At 65.2% G+C, this 24216-nt stretch carries 23 protein-coding genes; 5 read left to right on the top strand and 18 right to left on the bottom strand.

Annotated elements, in window-relative coordinates; all coding sequences use genetic code 11:
• The first annotated feature begins 26 nt into the window (after positions 1 to 26).
• Both H9638_RS12515 and H9638_RS12520 read left to right on the top strand, forming a co-directional pair.
• Entirely contained in the window at positions 27 to 1304 is a 1278-nt protein-coding gene (locus H9638_RS12515; protein WP_191747778.1) for an ABC transporter ATP-binding protein, read from the top strand.
• 109 nt (positions 1305 to 1413) lie between these two features.
• Positions 1414 to 2397, top strand: a complete 984-nt coding sequence (locus H9638_RS12520; RefSeq protein WP_191747780.1) for a nuclear transport factor 2 family protein — start codon at positions 1414 to 1416, stop codon at positions 2395 to 2397.
• A gap of 74 nt (positions 2398 to 2471) precedes the next feature.
• Here the strand turns inward: H9638_RS12520 and H9638_RS12525 are convergent, their stop codons facing one another.
• The 10 genes from H9638_RS12525 to H9638_RS12570 all read right to left on the bottom strand — a co-directional run bounded on the left by H9638_RS12525 (position 2472) and on the right by H9638_RS12570 (position 12617).
• Positions 2472 to 4382 (bottom strand): NHL domain-containing thioredoxin family protein, encoded by a 1911-nt coding sequence (locus H9638_RS12525; RefSeq protein WP_191747782.1) that lies wholly within the window; start codon positions 4380 to 4382, stop codon positions 2472 to 2474.
• Positions 4379 to 6517: a cytochrome c oxidase assembly protein gene (locus H9638_RS12530; protein ID WP_404799664.1), complete on the bottom strand. Its 2139-nt coding sequence runs from the start codon at positions 6515 to 6517 to the stop codon at positions 4379 to 4381. Before H9638_RS12530 ends, H9638_RS12525 begins: the two co-directional genes overlap by 4 nt.
• 148 nt (positions 6518 to 6665) lie before the next feature.
• Positions 6666 to 6950 carry an HU family DNA-binding protein gene (locus tag H9638_RS12535; RefSeq protein WP_066296719.1) on the bottom strand — a complete coding sequence of 95 codons (285 nt, stop codon included), beginning with the start codon at positions 6948 to 6950 and terminating at the stop codon, positions 6666 to 6668.
• 236 nt (positions 6951 to 7186) lie between these two features.
• Positions 7187 to 7492: a 30S ribosomal protein S14 gene (gene rpsN, locus H9638_RS12540; protein ID WP_055239038.1), complete on the bottom strand. Its 306-nt coding sequence runs from the start codon at positions 7490 to 7492 to the stop codon at positions 7187 to 7189.
• Positions 7493 to 7494: 2 nt separating this feature from the next.
• Positions 7495 to 7662: a 50S ribosomal protein L33 gene (gene rpmG / locus H9638_RS12545; protein ID WP_013602737.1), complete on the bottom strand. Its 168-nt coding sequence runs from the start codon at positions 7660 to 7662 to the stop codon at positions 7495 to 7497.
• A complete protein-coding gene (gene rpmB, locus H9638_RS12550) occupies positions 7662 to 7898 on the bottom strand; it encodes a 50S ribosomal protein L28 (RefSeq protein WP_191747784.1) in 237 nt (78 codons plus the stop codon). The genes rpmG and rpmB overlap by 1 nt, the downstream gene beginning before the upstream one ends.
• A 368-nt stretch (positions 7899 to 8266) precedes the next feature.
• Positions 8267 to 9409: a glucose-1-phosphate adenylyltransferase family protein gene (locus H9638_RS12555; RefSeq protein WP_191747786.1), complete on the bottom strand. Its 1143-nt coding sequence runs from the start codon at positions 9407 to 9409 to the stop codon at positions 8267 to 8269.
• On the bottom strand, positions 9410 to 9916 hold the full coding sequence (locus H9638_RS12560; RefSeq protein ID WP_191747787.1) for a MarR family winged helix-turn-helix transcriptional regulator: 507 nt from the start codon (positions 9914 to 9916) through the stop codon (positions 9410 to 9412).
• 85 nt (positions 9917 to 10001) lie between these two features.
• Positions 10002 to 11546, bottom strand: a complete 1545-nt coding sequence (locus H9638_RS12565; RefSeq protein ID WP_225217396.1) for an MFS transporter — start codon at positions 11544 to 11546, stop codon at positions 10002 to 10004.
• Between the two features lie 297 nt (positions 11547 to 11843).
• A complete protein-coding gene (locus H9638_RS12570; protein ID WP_191747791.1) occupies positions 11844 to 12617 on the bottom strand; it encodes an SGNH/GDSL hydrolase family protein in 774 nt (257 codons plus the stop codon).
• A 97-nt stretch (positions 12618 to 12714) separates the two neighbouring features.
• Between H9638_RS12570 and H9638_RS12575 the strand changes: the two genes are divergently transcribed.
• Positions 12715 to 13704: a diacylglycerol/lipid kinase family protein gene (locus H9638_RS12575; RefSeq protein WP_191747793.1), complete on the top strand. Its 990-nt coding sequence runs from the start codon at positions 12715 to 12717 to the stop codon at positions 13702 to 13704.
• A gap of 113 nt (positions 13705 to 13817) precedes the next feature.
• On the opposite strand, the gene H9638_RS12580 is transcribed toward H9638_RS12575, so the two are convergent.
• Complete coding sequence (locus H9638_RS12580; protein WP_191747795.1) at positions 13818 to 14726, bottom strand: M23 family metallopeptidase; 909 nt, start codon at positions 14724 to 14726, stop codon at positions 13818 to 13820.
• Between the two features lie 261 nt (positions 14727 to 14987).
• Positions 14988 to 15959: an NADP-dependent oxidoreductase gene (locus H9638_RS12585; protein ID WP_191747797.1), complete on the bottom strand. Its 972-nt coding sequence runs from the start codon at positions 15957 to 15959 to the stop codon at positions 14988 to 14990.
• Between the two features lie 106 nt (positions 15960 to 16065).
• On the opposite strand from H9638_RS12585, the gene H9638_RS12590 reads away from it, so the two are divergent.
• Entirely contained in the window at positions 16066 to 16431 is a 366-nt protein-coding gene (locus tag H9638_RS12590; protein WP_191747799.1) for a winged helix-turn-helix transcriptional regulator, read from the top strand.
• Between the two features lie 58 nt (positions 16432 to 16489).
• On the opposite strand, the gene H9638_RS12595 is transcribed toward H9638_RS12590, so the two are convergent.
• The 5 genes from H9638_RS12595 to H9638_RS12615 all read right to left on the bottom strand — a co-directional run bounded on the left by H9638_RS12595 (position 16490) and on the right by H9638_RS12615 (position 21821).
• Entirely contained in the window at positions 16490 to 17569 is a 1080-nt protein-coding gene (locus H9638_RS12595) for a siderophore-interacting protein (protein ID WP_191747800.1), read from the bottom strand.
• The gene (locus tag H9638_RS12600; RefSeq protein WP_191747802.1) at positions 17566 to 18453 is read right to left on the bottom strand and encodes an ABC transporter ATP-binding protein; all 888 of its coding nucleotides are present in this window, start codon (positions 18451 to 18453) and stop codon (positions 17566 to 17568) included. Before H9638_RS12600 ends, H9638_RS12595 begins: the two co-directional genes overlap by 4 nt.
• 3 nt (positions 18454 to 18456) lie before the next feature.
• Positions 18457 to 19428 carry a FecCD family ABC transporter permease gene (locus H9638_RS12605; RefSeq protein ID WP_404799666.1) on the bottom strand — a complete coding sequence of 324 codons (972 nt, stop codon included), beginning with the start codon at positions 19426 to 19428 and terminating at the stop codon, positions 18457 to 18459.
• 89 nt (positions 19429 to 19517) lie between these two features.
• Entirely contained in the window at positions 19518 to 20531 is a 1014-nt protein-coding gene (locus H9638_RS12610) for a FecCD family ABC transporter permease (protein ID WP_225217399.1), read from the bottom strand.
• 225 nt (positions 20532 to 20756) lie between these two features.
• Positions 20757 to 21821 (bottom strand): glutathione S-transferase family protein, encoded by a 1065-nt coding sequence (locus H9638_RS12615; RefSeq protein WP_191747804.1) that lies wholly within the window; start codon positions 21819 to 21821, stop codon positions 20757 to 20759.
• A 145-nt stretch (positions 21822 to 21966) separates the two neighbouring features.
• On the opposite strand from H9638_RS12615, the gene H9638_RS12620 reads away from it, so the two are divergent.
• Positions 21967 to 23004 carry an NAD-dependent epimerase/dehydratase family protein gene (locus H9638_RS12620; protein WP_191747806.1) on the top strand — a complete coding sequence of 346 codons (1038 nt, stop codon included), beginning with the start codon at positions 21967 to 21969 and terminating at the stop codon, positions 23002 to 23004.
• A gap of 72 nt (positions 23005 to 23076) precedes the next feature.
• Here H9638_RS12620 and H9638_RS12625 read toward each other — a convergent pair whose 3' ends face one another.
• Positions 23077 to 24141: a YihY/virulence factor BrkB family protein gene (locus H9638_RS12625; protein WP_191747808.1), complete on the bottom strand. Its 1065-nt coding sequence runs from the start codon at positions 24139 to 24141 to the stop codon at positions 23077 to 23079.
• Positions 24142 to 24216 lie beyond the last annotated feature (75 nt).

Consider the following 24216-nt stretch of genomic DNA (forward strand, 5'->3'; position numbering starts at 1 on the left):
ACGGTAAAAGAAAAGGAGCCATGAGCATGGCATCGATTACCCTCAAGAACCTCGTCAAGAAATACGGCGACGGCTTCCCCGCCGTCAATGACGTGAGCCTCGACATTGCCGACGGCGAGTTCATCATCCTCGTCGGCCCGTCGGGCTGCGGCAAGTCGACACTGCTGCGGATGATTGTGGGCCTGGAGGACATCACCTCCGGCGACCTGCTGATCAACGGGGAACGGGTGAACGACAAAGCGCCCCGCGACCGAAACCTCGCCATGGTGTTCCAGAACTACGCCCTGTACCCGCACCTGACCGTGTTCGAGAACATCGCTTTCCCCCTGCGGCTGAACAAGGGCAAATACTCTGATGACCAGGTGCGCAAGCTGGTCCGTGAGGCCGCAGACACGCTGGAGCTGACCGAGCATCTGGACCGCAAGCCCGGCAACCTCTCCGGCGGCCAGCGCCAACGGGTGGCCATGGGCCGGGCAATCGTCCGGCAGGCCGACGCGTTCCTGTTCGACGAGCCGCTGTCCAACCTGGACGCCAAGCTCCGCGGGCAGATGCGGTCGGAAATCTCGCAGATGCAGCGCAGGCTCGGGGTCACCAGCGTCTACGTCACACACGACCAGACCGAGGCCATGACGCTCGGGGACCGCGTCGCCGTGCTGAAGAAGGGCATCCTCCAGCAGGTCGCCTCTCCGCGGGAACTCTACGAACAGCCCGTCAACCTCTTTGTGGCAGGCTTCATCGGGTCCCCGTCGATGAACTTCCTCCCGGCAACGATCAGGGAAGGCAACATCCTTGAGACGGCCGTCGGTGACATTCGAATTCCGGAGGATCGGGCCGCGAAGGCGGCTGGAAAGAAAGTGGTCCTGGTGGGCATCCGCCCCGAGTTTTTCGAGGATGCCTCACTGGTCGAAGAACACAAGAAGGGCCACGGCTCCACGTTCAAGGCCCACATCACACACACCGAGTGGCTCGGCAACGAACAGTACGGCTACATCCACTTCGATCCGACCCCTGAGGTACGGGAGCTGCTGGACAACCTGGCCCGGGACATGGACGCCGAGGAGCTGCGCCCGCAGGTCGTGGTGACGCTCGACGCCGCCAGCCGGGTACGCGGCGGACGCGAAGCCGAACTGTGGCTCGATACCCGCAAGATTCACCTTTTCGACCCCGAGAGCGGGGAGAACCTGACCAGGGACCCGGAGGCGGGTGCCGAGCTCACCGAGGAAGCCAATGCCCGGCGGGCCGAGGAAATCGCGATGGCCAAGGAGGAACTCCAGCAGACCACAGCCTCGTCCGCTGAGTCCTAGCGGGCAGCTGCCGCCCAGGCAACGGCGCTGGGCGGCCCGGCACCCGGCCAGCCGCGGCTCGCGGCAGGCCGGGTCTGCCCTGTACGCGCCGTGCAGGTAACGTAATAGCGTGCAGGGAACATCACCGGTAATTAAGGCAGTGACCATTTGGCTCACTGCCCTCATGCTCACCATCGCGGCCGCCGTCGTCGTGATCTGGCTCGTTAACGCCAAGGCGTACGGTCCGGCCAAGCAGGTGGAGAACTATCTCCAGGCCCTGCAGGACGGAAACGGCGCCCAGGCCCTTGGTCTGCTGAACGCAGACGTTCCGGACGCCAACGCTGTCCTGCTGGACGGCGACGCGCTGCGGAACTCCACAGCCGGGCTCGAGGTGCTGGACATCGAGGAAGTCGAGACTGCCATCGACAACCGGACAGATGTGGTGGTCAGCTACCGGCTGGACGGCGCTGAGGAAAAGTCCACCTACCAGCTGGAGAAAACCGGAACCCGCTGGATGTTCTTCGACCAGTGGGCTTTCCGGCCCACCACCCTCCCCGGGGTCCGGGTCAGCGCTGCCAACCAGAACGAGGCCGAGCTGAACGGCGCCCGGGTCGCATTGCCGGAGGGCAGCAACACCTTCGCCGCGTTCTACCCGTCCCGGGTCGCCGCGTCCTTCACCAGCGGCTACTTTGAAGCCCCGGAACAGACCGGCGTGCTCGCTGCAGCGTCAGGATCCCTGGACCTGACCCTCCGCAGCCAGGCAACCCCGGCGCTGGTCGAAGCCGTTGACGCGCGGGTACACGAGTTCCTGGACAGCTGTGCCGGCGAACAAAACCGGCTGGCGCCCGCCGGCTGCCCGTTCTACCACCTGACAAATAACCGGGTGGAGCCCCCCATCACCTGGGAAATCACGAAGTACCCCACCGTGGAGATTTCTCCCGCCGACGGCCACTGGGTGCTGGCCCCGCTGCAGGGAACAGCACGGGTCACCGCAACCCAGACAGACCTGTTCTCCGGTGCCCAGAGCCCGCTGGTGGAGGACAAGGAATTCTCCTTCGGCGCCCGGTTGTCGGTCAACGGCCAGGACATCAGCCTCACAGCCGTCATCGAGTAGCCTTCCCCAACGCAGAAAAGCGACGCTTCCAGAATTGGAAACGGCGCTTTCTGCTCTTCAGGGGTGGCTTGGGCTTAGTCCAGGCCGCGAAGGTCCAGGGTGAGTTCTGTTTCCCCGCCCGGCTGCACGATCACGGGAATCCCCCAGTCCTGCTGGTAGAGGTGGCACGCGGCGTGGTCCGGGATCTCGCCGCCGGGCTCTCCGTCACAGGCGGCGGCACGGGCTGTGATGTGCAGGACGCCTTCGGTGACGGTGTCGGAGAGCACCAGTTCACGGACCAGGCCGACGGCGGTGCCGCTGCCCGAAACCAGCAGTTCCTCCGGCGAAGCGGAGATTTTCAGCTGCGTCGGGTCGCCCCAGCGGTCATCCAGCTTCTGCCCCTTGGGGGCGGAAAAACGGATGGTGAGGCCCAGCGGTCCCGCCTCAATGGCCGTCTTGGGACGCTGCGTCTGCCGGGCGCCTTCGTCCACGGACTGTGCTTCCCTGGGGACCGGAAGACGCACCAGTTGATGCTTGTTCGCTTCCACGACCACCAGGAGCGGTTCCTCCGCCGTGGTGTCCAGCAGGACACCGGAGGGCTCTGCCAGGCCGCGGGCCAGGGTGGACACGGTGCGGGTGGCGGGATCGTAGCGTCGGACGGCCCCGTTGTACGTGTCCGCAACGGCCACCGAGCCGTCCGGCAATACCGCCACGCCCAGCGGGTGCTGCAGCCGGGCCTCAGCGGCGTCGCCGTCGCGGAAGCCGAAGTCGAACAGGCCGGCGCCGATCGCGGTTTCCACGGTCACGGCAGCCCGGTCACCGGTGGTGTCGAACGTAAGTTTCCGCAGGGCGGAGGTTTCCGAGTCCGCCACCCAGATGGCGCCGTCAGCGTCCTGGGCCAGGCCGGAAGACTGCGCGAACCACGCGGCGTCTCCGTCGCCGTCGAGCAGCCCTTCCAGGCCGGTCCCGGCGAGGATGCTCACGGCACCTGTGGCGGGGTCGAAGGCGAAGATCTGGTGGGTCCCGGCCATCGCGACAACGGCTTTGCCGAGGGCCGTGGACCAGAGGATGTCCCACGGGGAGGAGAGCGAGGTGCCCAGCGGGTCGGTGCCCAGTTCGGTGGACTGCTCCGCTGCCTGATTCTCCGCGTCCAGCAGGCGCTGAACACCGTTGCCCGCCACCGTGGTGACGGCGCCGGTGGCGAGGTTCACTCCCCGGAGCCGGTGGTTCACCGTGTCTGCGACGATCACGTCGTAGTCCAGCGTCTCCGCGACGGCGGCCGGCAGCACGGCCAGGCCCTGCGGTTCGTTGAAGCGTGCGGTCCCGGCGTCGCCGTCGCGCCATCCCTTGGTGCCTTCGCCAATGACGCGGCGGACGGTTGTGAGGTCTGCTTCGAGTTCGACCAGCCGGTGGTGCCCGGTGTCAGTGACGAGGAAGGTGCCCTCCGGCAGGGCTACTGCCTTACCGGGGAACCGCAGATCGCCGGAGGTTGCCTCGGCCGGAACGTACGGGCCGTCGCCGCGGTGCAGCGTTCCTTTCGCCTCATGCTCGGCAATGAGCTCCGCCACCAGCGACTCCAGACCGGCCGCGTGGCCTTCTCCGGAGAGATGCGCAACGATGTAGCCTTCCGGGTCAATAACAACCAGGGTCGGCCAGGCACGGGCCGTGTAGGCCTGCCAGGTAACAAGCTCCGGGTCGTCCAGGACCGGGTGCTGAATTTCGTAGCGTTCGACGGCGGCGGCCAGGGCCACCGGGTCGGCTTCATGCTCGAACTTCGGTGAGTGGACGCCAACCGTCACCAGGACGTCGGAGTACTTCGCTTCCAGTGGCCGCAGCTCGTCCAGCACATGCAGGCAGTTGATGCAGCAGAACGTCCAGAAATCCAGGATGACGATCTTCCCGCGGAGGTCCTCGAGCCCCAGTTGCTTTCCGCCTGTGTTGAGCCAGTTGCGGCCTTCCAGCTCGGAAGCCCGGACGCGGTATCCGGCACGCACCGTTTCAGTCATCGATGTTCTCCTTGGTCTGTCCTTGCATCGCGTTCGGCCAGCTGGGCGAACATATTGTTGTAAGCCGTCAGATCCGCGTCGTTATTCCTTTCGGCAGCGCGGTCCTTCCGTTTGGTTTCACGTGCATCCGAGCGCGACCACTGGATGGCGACGCCGATCGCGACCAGGACGGTCGGGATTTCGCCGACGCCCCACATGATGGCACCGCCCAGCTGCTGGTCCGCCAGGGCACTCAGGCCCCAGTCCCGGCCCATGTTCCCGAAGTAGGAGGCCTGGATCAGGGAAGTCTGTCCCATCACCGCCACACCGAAGAACGCGTGGAAGGCCATGGTGGCCAACAGAATGAGCAGCCGAAGCGGATAGGGCGCACGGGTGGGCAGGGGATCGATCCCGATCATCGTCAGGACAAAGATGTACCCCGCCAGCAGGAAGTGCAGGACCATCAGCTCGTGGCCAACGTGCTGGCGCAGCGCAAAGCCAAAGGCCTCCGAGTAGTAGAAGATCACGATCGAGCCGGCGAAGTTCACAGCGGCGAAAATCGGATGCGTAATGATCTTCGACCAGCGCGAGTGCACCCCGATCAGGATCCACTCTCGCAGTCCCCTGCTGCCGTCCATGCGCGGGGTCAGCGCCTTCAGCGCCAGTGCTACAGGCCCGCCCAGGACCAGGAAGAGCGGGATAACCATGGAGAGGGACATGTGGCCAAGCATGTGGGTGCTGAAAAGCACCATGCCGTAGACCGTCGGAGCTCCGGAGGTGACGTAGGTCAGGGCGATAAGGCCCACGAACCAGGAGAGGATCCGTGGAATCGGCCACTTGTCTCCACGCCGGTACAGCTTGATCACTCCGAGGACGTACGCCACGGCCAGGGTGGCGGCGATGGCGATCCAGAGCCAGTCGGGGCGCCATTCCGTGAGGTAGCGTTCCGGTGTCAGTTCAGGGGGCAGATCATAGCCGGTGAGGATGCGGGCGGGCGTGGCATTGGGTGGAAGTTCCTCCGGACGCGGCGGCGCGGTGCGGGCCAGCGCTGCGGCCACACCGGAGATTGCCGCCATAATCAGCAGTTCCACCCCGATGAACTGCCACAGCACCCGGCGTGCACTGAGGCTGCCGGCTGTGTCAGCAGGAACACCCTTGTTCGCACCGGCCCCGGTCGCTTGGACCGGAAGGCGGGGAATGATCCACCGGCGGTGCAGGAACCCGATGACGCCGAGGACAAGCGTGGCAGCTGCTTTGACGAGCACCAGCCCGCCCCAGCGGGAATCGAGCTGCTCCAGGGTGGTGATCCGAAGGGACGCGTTGACGATTCCGGAGACCGAGACCAGGATAAAGCCGAACAGCGCCAGTGCGGAGAAGCGGCGGAGAACGGCGCCGGTCATGTCCCCCAGCTGCTTGGCAATCACGGCCAGGACGATGATCCCGCCGATCCACAGGCAAACGCCGAGCAGGTGCAGGCCGATTGAGTTGACCGCCGCGCTGTGGTCGTCCCCGCCGGCTGCGTGACCCACCAGGGCCATGGGCAGCAGTCCGCCCACGGCCAGCGCTGCCGTGAGGGCCAATCCGGTCAGGGACCGGACACCGAAGGCGAGGGTGGTGACCACCGCGGCAATGATGCTCACGGCAAGCCAGGCCCGTCCGGTGGAAAAGTCGGTGATGAAGGAGGCCAGGCCCTCGGTGTAGGACGGGTCGGGGCTCAGCGGCAGGCCGGAAACATCCGAGTAGGTGAACAGCAGAACGCCGATGGCGGCGATCGTCCAGACGGCGGCGGCACCGGCGGCCAGGGCCATGGTCTGGGTAAAGGCGGGGTGCTCCGGCCGGGCCTCCCGCTCTCCTCTGCCCCGGCGCGGTCCGGCATATTTGGGGAGGATGGCGACGGCGAACACCAGGGCGCCGATCACCGTAGCGACGGCACCGTTCTGAATCGCCTTGGCTACGGGAAGTCCCCAACGGGTGAGGGCTCCAGGGTCGGAGAGCTGGGCAGCAGCTGCAGCGCCGGTAAAGAGGAGGGCAACGACCAGGGACAAGACCATCACGCCTATCCCTGCGGCCAGCCAGCCGTTTCGAGCGGGATTGCCGGGCGCGGAGCCGGTTGGACGGCCCGGCAGCGTGTTCTGGGTCTTGGCAGTGTTCGGCACGCTATCTATTCTCTACCTCTTGTAAAAATTGGGCCAATCACCGGTCATACACCGGGATGAGGAGGATGATTCCGGCCGCAGGACACGCTGTTAAAGCCGGACGGGGCCGGCACCTTCCGGCACCGGCCCCGTCCCAGGACTGTGGGTCCTACTTCTTGGAGACAGCAGCCTTCAGCTTCGAGCCTGCGGTCAGCTTGACGCTGTGGCCGGCCGGAATCTGGATGGTTTCGCCGGTCTGCGGGTTGCGGCCCTGGCGAGCGGCGCGGTCGGTGCGCTCAACAGCAAGCCAGCCCGGGATGGTGATCTTCTCGCCGTTGGCAACGGAGGTTGCGAAGATGTCGAAGACGGCATCAAGCACGCCGTTAACGGCGGTCTGGCTGTTGCCGGACTTTTCTGCGACTGCGGCAACAAGTTCACTGCGGTTCATAGCCAATTTATGTCCTCCTGGACTCTGGTGTTTAGCGCGAGCGGTTCACGGATGCGTAACCGCCTCTGTTCGAAAACTTACCAGCTTGAAGGCCTAAAACGCGCTGAAAACCGCGGGTTTTCGCGGTTTTTTCGGGTTTTTTCCCAAATTTGACCGGGTTGTCCATGCCACTGCCCGCAGGGTACGCAAAAAGGGCGGCAACCTCAAAGGCTGCCGCCCTTTTCAGGCGTGGAAAGCGGTGCTTACCAGCTGGACTTCTTGATGCCGGGCAGTTCGCCGGCATGTGCCATGTCGCGGAAACGCACGCGGGAGATACCGAACTTCTGGAGGGTACCCCGGGGGCGGCCATCGATCTGGTCGCGGTTGCGCAGGCGGACCGGAGAAGCGTTGCGGGGCAGCTTCTGCAGGCCGAGGCGTGCAGCTTCCCGTGCTTCGTCGGTCGCGTTCGGGTCGACCAGGGTCTTCTTCAGTTCGAGGCGCTTCGCAGCGTAGCGCTCAACGACAACCTTGCGCTGCTCGTTGCGGGCAATCTTGGACTTCTTTGCCATTCTTAGCGCTCCTCACGGAATTCGACGTGCTGGCGGATCTTGGGGTCGTACTTCTTCAGGACCATGCGGTCCGGGTCGTTACGACGGTTCTTGCGGGTCACGTAGGTGTACCCGGTGCCGGCGGTCGACTTCAGCTTGATGATCGGACGTACGTCCTTGTCCTTTGCCACTAGAGCTTCACACCCTTCGCAAGGAGGTCGGTGACGACAGCGTCAATGCCGCGGACGTCGATCGTCTTGATGCCGCGGGCCGAAACCTGCAGCGTCACGTTACGGCGCAGGGACGGAACCCAGTAGCGCTTCTTCTGAATATTCGGGTCGAACCGGCGCTTGTTGCGGCGGTGCGAGTGCGAAATGCTGTGACCAAAGCCGGGAACAGCTCCGGTTACCTGGCAGTAAGCTGCCATGATCTCTCCTCCAGTTGTAGTAAATATGACGGTCCTCAAAAAACAAGCACCAGGGCGATGCCGCCATGGCACCTGCAATAAAGAGCGTCCCGCCACCAGTTTTGACACCGTTATTACTGCGACTTTCCGGAGGTTGACCTGGCGGGGTGAGATCCAGCCGAAGTGCCTCGCCGCGGGGAAGACGGTGAAGTTCAGGCAGCCAAACGGAAATCCGCTGTGACAGCCTTCAATTCTAGGTTTATACGGGCGGCCACGCAAATGTCCTGCTCTGCACCCCGGAGGGAGCAAACCAGATCATGGACGTGACTTAACGCCTTTCTATCCTAGACGTTGACCGCGTTTGATCCAAACCGGGCGGACGGTGCCGGTTACGCCGATGGCTTCTCCAGCGCGCCCGTGGCGGTGACCACGGCAATTCCCGTTTCGGGGTCTTCTGCGGCTCCGTCAAGGTCCGTTGCCCCGCCGATCACCGCACCTGAGTCCACAACCATGTTCCTCAGCCGGGCGCCGCTGCGGACCCGCACGCCGTCGAGCAGGACACAGCCATGCACATCCGCTCCAGCCTCGATGTCGCAGTCCGGTCCGACCACGCTGCGGGTGAGTATGCCGTCGACCCTGGAGCCCGGGGCCAGCAAGCTGGTTTCCACCCGGGCTGCTGCCCCAATAAAGGCCGGAAGGCGGCGCGGAGTCGCCGAGAGGATGGGCCAGGCAGGGTCATCGAACACCATTCCATGTCCGTCCAGCAGGTCCATGTGCGCCTGGTGGTAGCTTTCCGGCGTCCCCATATCCCGCCAGTACCCCTCGAGCCGGTGCTCAACAACCTTTTCCTTCTCCACAAGATAGGGCAGCAGCTGGTCGCCGTAGTCCTCCAGCTGGCCATCCCGCTCCACGAGCTCCTCGAGGCTCGTGAGCAGGGTTTCGGCGTCGTAAAGGAAGATCTCCGCCGCAATGAGATCCGTCTTGGGCTTCTCCGGCTTGTACTCGAAGCCGGTGACGATTCCGTCGCGCACCTCTGCCACGCCGTGGTCCGAGGGGTTGTTGCCGATCCGGTATGTCACCACGGTCAGCGCCGCTGCGGCCTCACGGTGGGTGGCAATGACATCGCGGTAGTCCAGACGGTACAGGTGGTCTGCACTGAGCACCAGGACCAGGTCCGGATCGAATTCGCGGATATAGTCCACCTGCCGGTACAGGGCATCGGCATTGCCCTGGGCGAAGCCCTCGCCCTCGGAGCCCTGGTAGGGCGGCAGGACCCGAAGCCCTCCATTCGTCCGGTCCAGGTCCCACGGACGCCCGCTGACCAGATGGTCATTCAGCGACTTGGGTTCATACTGTTCAACGATCCAGACGTCGCTGAGCCCGGAGTTGTGCAGATTGGAGAGCGGGACATCGATCAGCCGGTAGGACCCGCCCACCGGCATGGCCGGTTTTGCCCGGGTGTCGGTCAGGCTTCCCAGCCTGCCGCCGGCCCCTCCGGCGAGAATGATGGTCAGTACCTTCGGCTGGCGCATTCAGGGTCCTTCGGTTGGGGCCAGCGGGCGGGCCGCGGCCGGATCAAGCAGGGTCAGGATCTTGCCGCCGATCCGTGCCAGGTCGGCCACGTCACGATCGTCCAGGGCGTCAAAGACGGCATTGCGGACAGACTCCACGTGCCCCGGTGCCAGCTCGATGAGCGCGGCCATCCCCTCCTCGGTGATGGCCGCCGTCGTTACCCTGGCGTCCTTGGGGGAAGGGAACCTGCGCATCCAGCCCCGCTGTTCGAGCTTTTTCACCACGTGGGACAGGCGGGACAGGGAGGCGTTGGACCGGAGGGCGAGTTCGCTCATGGCCAGCTGCTTCTCCGGCGACTCCGAAGTCATGGCCAGGACGTGGTAGTCGAAGAGCGTGATCCGGGCCCGTTTGAACAGGTCCGCATCCAGGGTCCCGGGCAGCCGGGTGGCAACGGCGTAAAGCGCAAGCCAAGCCTGCCGCTCCTCGGGAGAGAGCCAGCGGGCGGGTTCGGACTGCGGTTCGGTCATGCGCGCAATTCTCTCACGGCACTTGAGCCTTCAAGGGAATGCCCGGCCCCCTGAGTTCGGGGAAGGGGGCCGGCAGCGGAGCGGTCTAGCGGACGCTCTCCGGCTCTCCCTTCGCCTGAGCCGGATCGGTTTCGGAGGCCCCGGGATCCGGAACGGTGTTGAACGGGAGGGAGTCGACGTCGAGCAGCGGGTTCTCGTCCTGCGTCGCGACAAGCTCACGGGCTTCAGCTTCCGTGGCCACACTCGGCATGGAGCCGGGCATGGGCCGGTTGGCGGATTCCTTCATGATTCCGATGGCAATGGCCCCGGCAGCCGACGTCACCATCAGGTAGTAGGCGGGCATCATGTCATCACCGGTGAGGGTGATCAGGCCCTGCATGATCAGCGGAGCCGTGCCGCCGAAAATCGCAACGGCAAAGTTGTAGGCAATGCCCATGGCTCCGTAACGGCTGGCCGTGGGGAAGAGCGCCGGCAGGGATGACGCCAGGTTGGCCACGTAGAAGGTGACCGGGATGGCCAGCAGAGCCAGGCCCAGGAGCGTGGACCAGATAGGCCCCATGCCGATGAGCAGGAAGGAGGGAATGGCCAGCACGATCGTGGAACCGGCGCCCATCCACAGGACCGGACGGCGGCCGATCCGGTCCGAGAGCATCCCGGTCAGCGGGATACACAGCGCCATGGCCACCAGCACGGGAATAGTCAGCAGGGTGCCGTGAAGCGGGTCGTACCCCTTGGAATCGGTGAGGTAGGACGGCATGTAGGAGGTCAGAGCGTAGCCAACGGTGTTGGCGGCAGCCACCAGGACCATGGCCAGTACGATCGGGCGCCAGTAGGTGCGGAAAATCCCGAAGGTGCCCTGCGCGACTGCATCTTTGTCCACCGCTGCGCCGGACGCTGCGGCAGCAGTCTCCTCCTGGGCGTCCAGGGTCGCCTGGAAGGCCGGGGACTCCTCGATCTTCAGCCGGAAGTAAATGGCAATGGCGCCCAGAGGGCCGGCAATCAGGAACGGAATGCGCCAGCCCCAGTCCAGCATGGTCTCCTGACTGAGCGTCATCTGCAGGATGGAGACCGTCAGGGCGCCGAGGGCGAAGCCCATGTAGCTGCCAAGGTCCAGGATGCTGGCCAGGAAGCCGCGGCGCTTATCCGGCGCATACTCGGAGACGAAGGTGGTGGCACCGGCATACTCGCCGCCGGTGGAGAACCCCTGAATGAGCTTCATCAGCACGAGCAGCACCGGAGCCGCCATGCCGATCTGGGCGTAGCCGGGCAGCAGGCCGATGACGAAAGTAGAGGCGGCCATCATGATCAGCGTGGTGGCAAGCGTTTTCTGGCGGCCGATGCGGTCACCGATCCGCCCGAAGATCACTCCGCCAAGCGGGCGGGCGATGAACGTGACAGCGAAGACACCCAGGCTGAAGAGCAGCTGCGCGGCAGGATCAGCGTCGGACAGAAACACGGCACCCATCGTGACGGCGAGGTAGCCGTAGACCCCGATATCGAACCATTCCATGGTGTTGCCGACGACGGTTCCGCTGACCGCTTTCTTCATCATGGAGTGGTCGACGACGTTTACGTCTTCGACTTCGAGGCGGCGCTTACGCAGCGGATTGCGCAGGGGCTTGCGCTGCATCCGGGGCCCGCCGGAACCGGGCGGGGCTGCACTGTGGTCAGGTGCTTCTTGCTGCATTTGGGCCTTTTCTCTAGAGGTCATCTGCTCGGGACAAAGCATCCACCTCCCCGGGACAGGCCAGGGAGACCATCGATATTAGGAAATTTCGGGTCAAATGCCGAATCCTAAGGGTGCTTATGACGCTAATTGTGAATTGCGTCCTGCTGTCATTCGCCGTGAATCAGGAGAAATGTGACTCGTTGTGAATTGAGCCACGCGTGGCCGGTTTTCAGGTTTTCGGCAGGCCCCCGAAGCCGCTCAGTCCGCCGGGCGGAGACTGACGGGGGACGGATACCGGGCACTCAGGTTGTCCCCTGAGGACACCCCCCTCAGGCGGCGGCCGACCCAGGGTCCGAGGTACTCCCGTGCCCACCGCGCATCGTGCTTCAACCGCTGGATCCGGTCCAGTGCGGGCAGGCTGTCGAGTTCCGGGACATCCAGCGCGTCGGTGGCCCGGAGCACTTCCAGGACTTTCTTGGCGGTGAGGATGTGGCCGGCAGGAGACATATGCAGACGGTCAGTGTCCCAGTACCGCTCATCCTGGAGCACCTTCATCCTCCAGTAGTCGACCAGCACCGCTCCGTGCGCGTCGGCAGCTTCCCGCACCAGCTCGTTGTAGAGGGCGGTACGGCCCCGGGTCCTGCCGAAAATCGGAGACTGACCAGAGTCGAACCCGGTGAACACCAGTACGGCGGCGCCTCCCGACCGCAGCCGGCCAATCGCCCCGTCGTAGGCCTGGACAATCGCATCGATGTCCACCTTTGGCCGCAGAATGTCATTCCCTCCGGCGTAGAGGGTCACCAGTGTGGGCTCCAGGGCCAGAGCTGGTTCAATCTGCTCATCAATGACCTGCCGGAGTTTTTTCCCTCGAATAGCCAGATTGGCGTATTCCCAGGCGGGATCCGCCAAGCTCAGCTGCTCGGCCACCCGGTCTGCCCAGCCCCGGACGCCGTTGGGCCGGGACGGATCCCAGTCCCCCACGCCTTCGGTAAATGAATCGCCAAGTGCTACGTATCGCTGCGTCAGAGTCACCCCCACAGCCTACAAGTTGCCTGAGCAAACCAAGGTGCCGCAGGCCCGGTGCAGTCTAGACTCGGAGCCGGAACACTCCCACCCACCGAAGGGCACCATGTCCAGCCAGCCACAGGCTCAGGGCCTCCCAACAGCCGCTGCTCCCGCATCCCGGCGTGCCGCCGTCATTATCAATCCCACCAAGAAAACAGATGTGGACATCCGCGCACTGGTGGATGAGGCCTGCCGCGAAGAGGGCTGGGCGGCACCGCTGTGGCTGGAAACCGAGCAGGAAGATCCCGGCCGCGGCATGGCCCGCCAGGCACTCCAGGAGGGCGTCGACGTCGTTATTGCGGCCGGAGGTGACGGCACCGTCCGGTGTGTGGCCGCCGAGCTTGCCGGCACGGACACACCCCTGGGACTGCTTCCCCTCGGCACCGGCAACCTGCTGGCACGGAATCTCGACGTTCCGGTGGACGATCCCGCCGGAGCCATCCGGACCGCACTCACCGGCACCGAACGCCGTATTGATGTGGTCCATGTAAAGGTTGATGAGGCTGTGGACAGCGACATCTTCCTGGTCATGGCCGGCCTGGGCTACGACGCAGTGATGATGGGCGACACCAACACCGCCCTGAAGGACCGGGTGGGCTGGCTGGCCTACGTGGACGCGGGCATCCGGAACCTCCCCGGGAAACCGGTCAGGACCATGATTTCGATTGATGGCGGCACCCCGATTCAGCGCCGCCTGCGCAGCGTTATGGGCGGAAACTGCGGCAAGATCGTCGGCGGGCTGGAAGTCTTCCCCGGAGCGAGAATCGACGACGGACTGCTGGACATTATGACCATGGCGCCCAAGGGCGGCCTGGGCTGGCTGAACGTTGTGGCCGGGCTGCTGCGCCGAGGGAAGGGCCGCGGCACCGCAGTGGAATACTTCCAGTGCCGGAGCGCCGAAATCTGGGCTGACGTAGAACAGGATTTCGAGATGGACGGCGACCATCTCGGCACCGCATCCCACATCTCCATGCGCGTTGATCCGCAGGCTCTGCGGATCCGGATGCCATATGGCAAAAAGGACCCGGCCATTCTGACGAACCCGGAGCCGTAGCGCCGGGGGCGGCTGGGCGAATGGCAGGCCACTCGCCCAGCCGGCCCTGCTCCGCGAATGGTTCAGCGGGGTGGTTCAGCGGATGGTTCAGGCCGTGGCCCCCCAGGTAAGGCTTAGAGCCACTCCATCGGGTCGACGTACTCGTTGTTGATCAGCACCTCAAAGTGCAGGTGCGGTCCGGTCGAGTTCCCGGTGCTGCCCACTGAGCCGATCACCTGGCCGCCGTCAACCCACTGGCCCGGCTCCACCCAGATGTCGTTGAGGTGGTTGTACGTGGACTTGGTTCCGTCGCCGTGGTCCACGACGATGCGCAGTCCGCCGCCGCCGTTGGTATGCCAGCCGGCTTCCGTGACGGTGCCGCCCAGGGTGGCCTTGACATTGGTGCCGGTGGCTCCGCGGAAGTCCGTTCCGGTGTGCCATTCCAGGCCGCTGCCGGTCATCGGATTGATCCGCCAGCCGAACGGCGAGGTGACGTAGACATTGTCCACGGGGGCTACCGGCCCCTCCTCCGCTGCGGGTGCGGTGGAACCAACTCCGTCCACGGCGGCCGGATCAGCGGGGGTTTCCGCGGCCGGGGCTTCTGCAGACGCAGCTTCCGCTGGAGCCTCCTGAGAAAGGGAAGCTGCGAGGGGCTGGGCGTCCAGGGACTGGCGGTCGGCCAGGGTCCGGGGTGCCGCTTCTGCGACACCAAAGACCATTCCGGTCAGCACCAGGGAGGTGCCGGCACCAAGTGCGGCTGTTTTGCGTGCGGGCGTGCCGAGTGCTGCGGCCCGGCTCCGGAGTTCCTCCATCCGTCGGACGAGTTCGGTTCCGCGGCTGTCCCATCGGGGACGGGCATGCTTCCCCCTTGCCCGGTCCTGTGCATCAAAAGTCTGGTGTTCGGCCGTGTTCCCGGCCTTGTTCTTGGTGTGCTTGGTGTTCTTGGTGTGCTCGTCTGCCCGATACCGGGCCGCGGTGTCAGTCATGTACCGGCGGACAGAGTCAGCGAGGTTCCTGACGGTCTCGTTGACGTTTACGGTCATTCATCACTCCACTGAATAGACAACAGTTCGGTCGGTACTGCTTTGCCTCTGGAGGGTGCGCGGAATCAGATAATTCCAAGTGATGCTTCAAGGCTAGGCGACGCCGTGTTGACAGTGGAGGGGTTTGTGTGCAATGCAACAGGGTGGGGTGGGTGGAAACACAGGACCTGGGTGGGTGGAAACACAGAGCGGCTCACCACGAGGCAGATCTGTAGCGCGTTCGTGGAGGCGTTCCAGATACGCTTTGGCCGCGGGTTCCCTTCAGTTGCCCTCCGCCGTGACATCGGTGGGGTTCACGCTGACCAGAACCTTGCCACGTGCACCGTGTGACAGGAGCGATTCGAAAGCCTGCGGGGTTTGTTCGAAAGGCAGAACCCGGTCCACGACCGGCCGGATAACACCACTGTCGACAAGTTCGGCGATCTTGCGCAGATGCTCACCGTTGGGCCGAATGAACAGGAACCGGTAGGTGACGCCGAGCCGGCGGGCCCGCCGGCGGGTGGTGGCACTCAAACCCCGGATTGCCAGCTTCACCAGCGGGTTGACGCCGACCTGGGTTGCGAAGGCAGGATCCGGAGGCCCGGTAATGCCAATAACGGTACCTCCAGGGCGGACAACGCCGAGCGACCGCTTCAAGGTTTCGCCGCCCTGCGTATCCAGCACGAGGTCAATGTTCGACAGCTTCTCGGTGAAGTCTTCGGTGCGGTAGTCGATGACGATGTCTGCCCCAAGTTCCCGCACGAACTCTGCGTTGGCGCTGCTGACGGTGGTGGCAACAACAGCTCCCAGGTGCTTTGCCAGCTGGATCGCCACCGTTCCGACTCCGCCGGAGCCACCGTGGATAAGAACGTTTTGCCCAGACTGCAACTTGCCCATCTCTACCAGGCCTTGCCAAGCCGTCAGAGCGACCACCGGCAGTGCTGCTGCTTCCACCACGTCCGTGGATTTCGGAATCAGCGCCAGATCGCCCTCCTGTACGGCGACAAATTCCGCAAAGGCTCCCATGCGGGCCTGATTCGGATAGGCAAATACCTGCATGCCGGGAGTGAATTTGGAGGCTTTCGAGCCAAGAGCCACGACTTCCCCGGCAAACTCGCTGCCTATGACCATGGGCAGCTTGAACGGGAAGATCTGTTTAAATTCACCAGAGCGGAGCCGTTCATCACCATGATTAACGCCCGCGGCGCGCATCCGAACCAGGACCTCGTGGTCCCCCAGCACCGGTTCAGGCATGCTCACCTGTGTGATGGGCGACAGGAGCAGGAAGAAGGCGTTTGTCCTCCAGAAATACGGAGCAACGTCGCCTCGGTCTGACTGCCCGATCAACCGTGCCCTTGAGATGATCGGAGACCAATGGAGCCTGGTGATCCTGCGGGATATCGCGGCTAACGATCGGCGAAGCTTCCGTGAGCTCTGCACCGCCAACGAGGAAGGGATCAGCGCCCCGGTATTATCGAGGCGGCTTGCCGACCTGACGAGGGCCGGGTTCCTCACTAAGGCCGATACCCCACCCGGGAAGCAGGGCCAATACTCGTTGACCGAGCTGGGCCTGCAGACGATCCCGCTGATGGTGGAGTTGGCGCGGCTCGGGGTTCTCCTGGACCCCGCGACAGCCCGGAATGCACCGGAGTTCGTGCATCCGTCGCATGCCGGAGGCCTGGAGACGGAAATCGGCGAGCTGCGCCGGCGGCATCTTGGCGGTTAACCGAACCGGCCAAGCACCCGGCCAGAGCCCGGTCAGGACATTTCGGTGACCAGGCCGGTCAGGAAAGTTCGGCGCGGCCGTGGCGCCAGTACCCCATAAAAGCGACCTGCTTGCGGTCAATCCCGGCGTCCCGGACCAGGTAGCGCCGCAGTCCGCGGACCACGGCAGCTTCGCCGGCAATCCAGGCGTAGAACGGCAGGGCGCCAGCCGGAGTGTTCGGGCTCGGGGAGTTTTCCACAACTTCAGGGGTCAGCCGCGCCGGGGTCTCCCACAGGATCGCCGAATCGATGTCCACTTCTTCGGGTTCCTGTCCGCGGCCGGGGGCCACCGTCGCCGGCGGTGCGCCGTCGGCAGTGCCCAGGCTCGCATACCCCGGAACAGCAACGGCTTCCCGGACCGCGGCTTCCAGGAGTTCTCCGTGGGGACGGCTGCCGCGCGGCAGCCAGGTGACGGCGACGCTCGAGGCGGTGCTTATCGGCTGGGCATCCGCTTCATCCGGGATTTCCAGCAGCGCATGGCCGGTGATGCCGGCCGGCAGGTGTTCCAGAATGGAAGCTACGGCAGGGACGGCGGTTTCGTCGCCCGCCAGCAGCACGTGCTGGGCCAGTCCCGGACGCCATTCGATGCCGCCATAGGATTCCGCGGTGACGCAGTGCACCGCGTTGGGGCCGATGACCGTGACCCTGTCCCCCGGCCGCGCCTCGGCAGCCCATTGGGACGCAGGCCCACCCACACCGTCTGCGTCGAAGTGCAGGACGAAGTCGACGTCGATTTCCGGTTCCGGGGCGGTGCAGCGGGAGGCACGGACGGTGTAGGTGCGCATGGAGCCGCGCTGCTGCGCATCCATCGCGAGCCAGTTCTGGTACCAGCCAGCGTCGTCGCAGTTTAGTTCGGGGAGCTGCTGCCGCGTCCCGTCTTCTGCAGCCGGTGGGATAACGACCTTGATTCGCAGGTCATCCGCCTGCCCCTGCACACCGAAGCTGCGCAGGCATTCCCCGCCGAACGTGATCCGCTGGAAGTTGGCGCTGAGCCGGCGAACGGAACGGACTTCAACCTCGAAGGCGCTGACCGCGGCATTGGCACCCTGGCGGCGCGGTTTCACTGCGTCCGCTGACGTGCGGGTACGTATGCCGGTCATGAAGCTGCCTCCAGGGGATTGCGGTTTTCCGTGCGGGTGTCGTGCGGGTTGGGCAGGTAGCCGGTGACCGGCGGCACCGGTTCGCGGTGCCTGCGGGAGTGGTGCCTGCCGACCGGAACCACCATGGGTGTCCCGGAAACCGGATCCGGGATCACCGAGGCGTCCAGGCCAAAAACGTCACGGACCAGCGCCGCGGTGACGATCGTTGCGGGGTCGCCCTGCGCGGCGATCGCGCCGGCCTTCATCGCGATCAGGTGGTCGGCGTAGCGGGCCGCGAGGTTCAGGTCATGCAGCACTATTACGACGGTTGTCCCGGACCGGCGGTTGAGATCGGTCAGCAGGTCAAGGACCTCCACCTGATGGGTGACGTCCAGGAAGGTGGTGGGCTCGTCCAGCAGCAGGATGTCCGTCTCCTGGGCCAGCGCCATGGCGATCCAGACCCGCTGGCGCTGCCCGCCGGAGAGCTCATCGACGTCGCGTCCGGCGAGTTCCAGCGTGCCGGTGGCTTCCAAGGCGGCTGCCACGGCTTCATCATCGCGGCTGTTCCACTGCCGGAACCAGCCCTGGTGCGGGTAGCGTCCGCGGCCCACCAGATCCGCGACTGTAATGCCGTCCGGGGCGTTGGGAGTCTGCGGGAGCAGACCAAGCGTGCGGGCCACCTCGCGGCTGGGGAGCGCGTTGATGTCCCGCCCGTTGAGCTGCACGACGCCGGCGGCCGGCTTTAGCAGGCGTGCCAGCCCGCGGAGCAGGGTGGATTTGCCGCAGGCGTTGGCACCCACGATGACGGTGATCTGTCCGGGCGGCAGGTCGACGCTGAGCCCGTCGACCACCTTCCTGTCTTCATAGGACAGGACCAGGTCCTGTGCTCCCAGTTTGTTCTGCATGCTTTAGCCTCCTCGGCCAACACGGTTGGAGCTGACCAGCAGCCACAGCAGGAAGGGTGCGCCCAGCGCACCGGTGACAACCCCCACGGGCAGCGACGTTCCGGGCACCAGGTTGTGCCCCACGAAGTCTGCAGCGAGCAGGATGAGGGCGCCGGTTAGCCCGGCGGCCGGCAGCGAAGCGCGTCCGCCGAGCAGCCGGCGGGAAATGGGCCCGGCCAGGAAGGCCACGAACGCCACCGGTCCGGCTGCAGCGGTGGCCACGGCAGCGAGGCCGACGCCGGTGAAAAGCAGGCCGGCACGGGTGGCTTCGACGGGGAGCCCCAGCCCTGCGGCGAAGTCGTCCCCCAGTTCCAGGATCCGGAGCCGGCGGCCCAGCAGCATGGCTGCGGGCAGCAGCACCACCAGTGCGGCGGCCACAGTCCCGGCGCGCTCCCAGGAGGCGGAGTTTAAGGATCCGGTGAGCCAGACCAGCGAATCGGCGGCCGTGCGCACATCGGTGCGGGTGAGCAGGAAGTTCACCACGGCCTGCAGCACAGCGGCGAACCCGACGCCGATCAGGACCAGCCGCGCTCCGGCCGCGCCGCCCTTGCGGCTGAGCAGGAAGAGGGCCACGGCGATCACTGTGGCTCCAACCAGCGCGGCGATCGAGACCGCTCCCCCGGTGGCACCGAAGACCACCATGGCGGCTACGGCCGCTGCGCTCGCGCCGTAGCTGATGCCGATGATGTCCGGGCTGGCCAGCGGGTTCCGCAGCATGGTCTGGAAGAGGTGTCCCGAGACACCGAACGCGACACCGATCAGGACGGCCGTCACGGCACGCGGAAGCTTGCTCTCCATCACGATGAATGTGGCGCCCGGGATCTTTTCCCCGCCCAGGATCCGGAGGAAGTCGGGGATGGTAACGGTGTAGTTTCCCAGCAGCACGTAGACGAAGAAGAGGATCACCACGGCGCCGGCCAGGGAGGCCAGCACCACCTGGCGGCGGCGGCCCGTCCGGCGCCTGACATCGCGGATGAGGACGGCTGCGGTGGCGGTTCGGTCCTGGTGCAGCACGGGTGCGGCGCTCACAGTTCTGCCAGCTTCCGCCGTCGGATGATGGCAATGAAGACGGGTGCGCCAATGACAGCAGTCATAATACCGACCGGCACCTCGCCCGGGGGCAGGATCAGCCGTCCGACGACGTCGGACACCAGCAGCAGCACGGGTGCGAGCACGGCGGAGAGCACCAGGATCCAGCGGTAGTCCGGACCGGTTAGCCCGCGCACCAGATGCGGGATGACCAGGCCCAGGAACGCGATGGGCCCTGCGGCAGCTGTTGCGGCACCGCAGAGCAGCACCACTCCGACGGCCATGATGCCGCGGGAGAGGTTGACGTTCTGTCCAAGTCCGCGCGCGACGTCGTCCCCCAGGCTCAGTCCGTTCAGCAGCCTCCCGGAGGCGAGCAGGATGGCTGCACCCACGGCAAGGAAGGGGATCAGTGGAAGGAGGACGTCCCAGCCGCGGCCGGAAACGGTGCCGACCTGCCAGAAACGGAAAGTGTCCAGCGTCTGCCGGCTGGTGACCAGGATGGCGGAGAGCAAAGAGGTCAGTCCGGCCGTCAGTCCCGCACCGGCCAGCGCCAGCTTGACCGGCGTGGCGCCTTCCCGGCCCAGTGAAGCCACGGAATAGACAATCAGCGCGGCAACCGCGGTGCCGGCCAGGGCAAACCAGACATAGCCGGTAAAGGAAGTGATTCCGAAGACGTAGATGGCGGTGACGACGGCGAAGGCCGCCCCTGCGTTGAGGCCCATGATCCCCGGGTCCGCCAGCGGGTTACGGGTCATGCCCTGCAGTGCGGTTCCCGCCAGCCCCAGCGCCGCGCCAATCAGCAGGGCCGCAACAGTACGCGGAACCCGGCTCAGCACCACGGCGTGGTCGCCATTGGCAGTGTCCGGATTGACCAGTGCCTGCAGCACGGTTTCCAGTGAAAGCGGCCGGGCTCCCAACGCCACCGAGGCGAAGGTTGCCAGTGCCAGGACCAGCAGCCCGGCGCTCAGGAGCCAGACGGGCGGCAGTTTGCGTGAACGCCTGGGGGACAGTGCAGGGGAGCCGGAAACAGGGGTGCGGTTGACGGCCGTTGAGGTCACGGCGGCACCTCCTGAAGGCAGCGGAATTGAACTTAAGTAAGGCTAACCTACGGCGAGTCAAATTAAGAAACAGTTCCATGCCGTATTAGACCGCCTTCCGCTCAGACAGCGCCCTCGTCAGGCGGCTCAGGATCCGCCGGGCCGGCCCGGGACGGGGCCGGACCGGCGGACCGGGTCTTAGGCGCCGTGCCCGGGGGCAACTTCCTCGCCCGCACGGACCGGGCCGGGAGGAGTCCCGTCGCCGAAGGGCCGCCCGCCGAGCGCTTCCCGGCCGTGCGGGGTCAGCCACCCGGAGGTGTCCGGCCCGGCGGGGACGATCTGCGTGGGATTCAGGTCCTCGTGCACGATGTAGTAGTGCTGCTTGATCTGCACGAAGTCCACGGTGTCCCCGAAGCCAGGGGTCTGGAAGAGGTCCCGGGCGTAGCCCCAGAGGGCCGGCATCTCGGTAAGCTTGTTCCGGTTGCACTTGAAGTGTCCGTGATAGACCGCGTCGAAGCGGACCAAGGTGGTGAACAGCCGAACGTCGGCTTCGGTAATGGTGTCCCCGATCAGGTAGCGCTGCTTGGACAGGCGCTCCTCCAGCCAGTCCATGGCAGTCCAGAGCCGCTCGTACGCAGCGTCATATGCTTCCTGGGATCCGGCGAAGCCGCAGCGGTAAACGCCGTTGTTCACTTCCGTGAACACACGCTTATTCACTGCGCGCATTTCCTCCAGATGAGCGGCCGGCCACAGGTCAGGTGCGCCGTCGCGGTGGAACTCGGTCCACTCAGAGCAAAAGTCCTCGGTGATTTGGGGGAAGTTGTTCGTCACCACAGCGCCGGTGGGGATGTCCACGACAGCCGGGACGGTGATCCCCCGGGTGTAGCCCGGTACGCGGCGGAAGAAGGCTTCCTGCAGGCGTTCGATGCCAAGCACCGGGTCTTTCCCGTCCGGGTCAAGGTCGAAGGTCCAGCTGCGCGAATCGTGCGTGGGACCGGGCAGACCGAGGGAGATGGCATCCTCAAGCCCCAGGAGGCGCCGGACGATGATGGTGCGGTTGGCCCAGGGGCAGGCGCGTGCGGCTACCAGCCGGTACCGGCCCGGTTCCACGGGGTAGCCGTCGCGTCCGTCGCGGGTGATGCGCGTTTCAATGTAGTTGGTGTCCCGGGTGTATTCCTGCCCGCCGGATACGTAGGAGCCGCGGGTGCTGTAATCCGCGCCGGTTTCCCTGCTGTCCGTTTTCTGCTCGGGTGTGCCCGTCATATCCACTCCATCCAATCAGCCGAATCGTTCCGTCTTGTTCCACCGTAACGCCCTGCCCGCGGACGCTGCTCCGCCTGTAGAGTCGTGGACCAACAGTGCTGCCTGCGCGGCGCTGGGTTTTTTGCCGAAACGAAGGGACATCGTGATGCGTGTAGCCGTCCTCGGAGCCACCGGGAACGTGGGAACTGCCGTCCTGCGCCGACTGCAGGCGGCGCGGGCTGAACGCCCGGACGGACTGGAGATCATCGGCGTCGCGCGCCGGATACCGTCCCAGGCGACCGGACCGTACGAAGGCGTGCAATGGCACAGCATTGACGTCGCTTCCGGCTCCGGACGGGATGAACTGGCGGAGGTGCTCGACGGCGTTGATGCGGTGGTCCACCTTATCTGGGCCATCCAGCCCAACCGCGACGAGGCAGAGCTGCACCGGATCAACGTGCACGGGACCGAGAATATGCTTTCCGCTGCCGCCGAAGCCGGTGTCCGCCAGGTGGTGTGCGCGTCCTCGGTGGGTGCCTACTCCCCCGCCCCCAAGGACTCCCTTACGGACGAATCCTGGCCGGCGCGCGGTATCGCCACTTCCCATTACAGCCGGCACAAGGGAGAACAGGAGGAACTGCTGGATGAGTTCGAGCACCGTTACCCGGAGATTCGCGTTGCCCGCCTGCGTCCGGGACTGATTTTCCAGTCCGACGCGGGCAGTGAGATCGGGCGGTATTTCCTGGGACCGCTGGTGCCCCGGTTCATCCTGAACCGGCTGAGCCTGCCGCTGATTCCGCTGCCTGCTGAGTTCTCCTTCCAGGTGGTCCACGCCGATGACATGGCCGATGCCTATTGGCGGGTGATCGATCAGCGCGCTGAAGGGGCCTACAACATCGCCGCGGATCCGGTCATCACACCTGAACTCCTCGCAGGGTTGCTGGGGGCCCGCAGGATCCTGAACGTTCCCGTTGGCCTGATCCGTGCCGTGGTAGCGCTTACTTGGGCGGCACGGCTCCAGGCGACGGATCCAGGCTGGATCGATATGGCCGCCGGCGCTCCGCTGATGGACACCTCCCGGGCCCGGGAGCTGCTGGGCTGGGAGCCGCAGAGGTCTTCCCTCCGGGCCTTCCAGGATGTACTCGACGGACTCAGCGAGCAGGCCGGTGTGCCCGATTCGCCGTTGCTGGGCCCCGGGCGCTAAGCCAGCCGGAAGCTAATAAACCATCGGCCCGGACCCGCAGCTGGGGGTGCGGGCCGATGGTTTTCGAGCGTCTTACAAGTCGTCGTCGTAGTCCTTGCCAGCGTGCTGCTGCCGCAGCTCGCGGCCCTGCTGGACATCCTTTGCTTCCTGTTCCGCACGCTTGTCCATCTGAGTGGTGTCCCGCGGCGGGAGCTGGATCGAGTGCTCGGCCTGGATGCCGGCCTGGAGTTCGCGGCCGCGCTCCACTTCGGCGTCGAACTCAGCACCAAAGAGCAGGGAGATGTTGACCAGCCAGATCCACAGCAGCAGCACGATCACGCCGCCGATGGCGCCGTAAGTGGCGTTGTAGCTGCCGAAGTTACTTACGTAGAAGGCGAATCCCAGGGTGGCGATGGCCATCACGATCAGGGCCAGGAAGGCACCCATGCTCATCCAGCGGAATTTGGGCTGCTTGACGTTGGGCGTGGCGTAATACAGCAGGGCAATGATCACGATGGCGAAGAGTACCATGACCGGCCACTTGGCAATGTTCCAGATGAGCACGGCCTCGCTGCCCATGCCAATGTAGTTTCCGATCGTCTCGGCAATCGGTCCGCTGATGACCAGCATGATCAGCAGGCCGGCAACCAAGAGGATCGCGATCAGGGTGACCAGCAGCTGGAGGGGACGCAGCTTCCAGATGGGCCGGCCTTCCTCGACCTCGTAGATTCGATTCATCGAGCGGCCGAAGGCGCCCACGTAGCCCGACGCCGACCACAGCGCACCGGCAATACCAACAAAGAGCGCCAGCCCGGCTGCCTGTGAGGAGGTGAGCTGTTCAATCGGACCGCTGACCAGGGCAACGGCGTCCTCAGGTGCAAACGTCTCCAGGAAGTCCAGCATGGCATTGGTGGTGCTTTCCGCCTGCCCCACCAGGCCGAGGATGGAAACCATGGCCAGCAGTGCCGGGAAGAGCGAAAGGACCGTGTAGTAGGTCAGCGCGGCTGCCAGGTCGGTGCACTGGTCCTTGGAGAACTCGCGGATGGTCTTGCGGAAGATGTACATCCAGCTGGGCTTGGTGACTTCCGTCGGTGAATCCGGCTTGGCAGCCGTTCCGAGCGAAGCACCATCCTGCTGGGTGCTGTCCTGCTGAGCCATGGGGCCCTCCTGGCTGATCGGATCCGGAGAACCCATCGTATTACTAAGCAGGCTTAGGTCCAAGCAGGCCTGCCG

This window comes from Arthrobacter pullicola (assembly GCF_014836875.1).
In the GTDB taxonomy this organism is placed as follows: Bacteria; Actinomycetota; Actinomycetes; order Actinomycetales; family Micrococcaceae; genus Arthrobacter_B; species Arthrobacter_B pullicola.

What these genes read in the sequence shown, in the direction of transcription:
- H9638_RS12515 (WP_191747778.1), top strand. Translation starts at nt 27, where the DNA reads ATGGCATCGATTACCCTCAAGAACCTCGTCAAGAAATACGGCGACGGC.
- H9638_RS12525 (WP_191747782.1), bottom strand. Translation starts at nt 4,382, where the DNA reads ATGACTGAAACGGTGCGTGCCGGATACCGCGTCCGGGCTTCCGAGCTG.
- rpsN (WP_055239038.1), bottom strand. Translation starts at nt 7,492, where the DNA reads ATGGCAAAGAAGTCCAAGATTGCCCGCAACGAGCAGCGCAAGGTTGTC.
- rpmB (WP_191747784.1), bottom strand. Translation starts at nt 7,898, where the DNA reads ATGGCAGCTTACTGCCAGGTAACCGGAGCTGTTCCCGGCTTTGGTCAC.
- H9638_RS12555 (WP_191747786.1), bottom strand. Translation starts at nt 9,409, where the DNA reads ATGCGCCAGCCGAAGGTACTGACCATCATTCTCGCCGGAGGGGCCGGC.
- H9638_RS12560 (WP_191747787.1), bottom strand. Translation starts at nt 9,916, where the DNA reads ATGACCGAACCGCAGTCCGAACCCGCCCGCTGGCTCTCTCCCGAGGAG.
- H9638_RS12565 (WP_225217396.1), bottom strand. Translation starts at nt 11,546, where the DNA reads ATGCAGCGCAAGCCCCTGCGCAATCCGCTGCGTAAGCGCCGCCTCGAA.
- H9638_RS12575 (WP_191747793.1), top strand. Translation starts at nt 12,715, where the DNA reads ATGTCCAGCCAGCCACAGGCTCAGGGCCTCCCAACAGCCGCTGCTCCC.
- H9638_RS12580 (WP_191747795.1), bottom strand. Translation starts at nt 14,726, where the DNA reads ATGACCGTAAACGTCAACGAGACCGTCAGGAACCTCGCTGACTCTGTC.
- H9638_RS12585 (WP_191747797.1), bottom strand. Translation starts at nt 15,959, where the DNA reads ATGCCTGAACCGGTGCTGGGGGACCACGAGGTCCTGGTTCGGATGCGC.
- H9638_RS12590 (WP_191747799.1), top strand. Translation starts at nt 16,066, where the DNA reads ATGATCGGAGACCAATGGAGCCTGGTGATCCTGCGGGATATCGCGGCT.
- H9638_RS12595 (WP_191747800.1), bottom strand. Translation starts at nt 17,569, where the DNA reads ATGACCGGCATACGTACCCGCACGTCAGCGGACGCAGTGAAACCGCGC.
- H9638_RS12600 (WP_191747802.1), bottom strand. Translation starts at nt 18,453, where the DNA reads ATGCAGAACAAACTGGGAGCACAGGACCTGGTCCTGTCCTATGAAGAC.
- H9638_RS12615 (WP_191747804.1), bottom strand. Translation starts at nt 21,821, where the DNA reads ATGACGGGCACACCCGAGCAGAAAACGGACAGCAGGGAAACCGGCGCG.
- H9638_RS12620 (WP_191747806.1), top strand. Translation starts at nt 21,967, where the DNA reads ATGCGTGTAGCCGTCCTCGGAGCCACCGGGAACGTGGGAACTGCCGTC.
- H9638_RS12625 (WP_191747808.1), bottom strand. Translation starts at nt 24,141, where the DNA reads ATGGCTCAGCAGGACAGCACCCAGCAGGATGGTGCTTCGCTCGGAACG.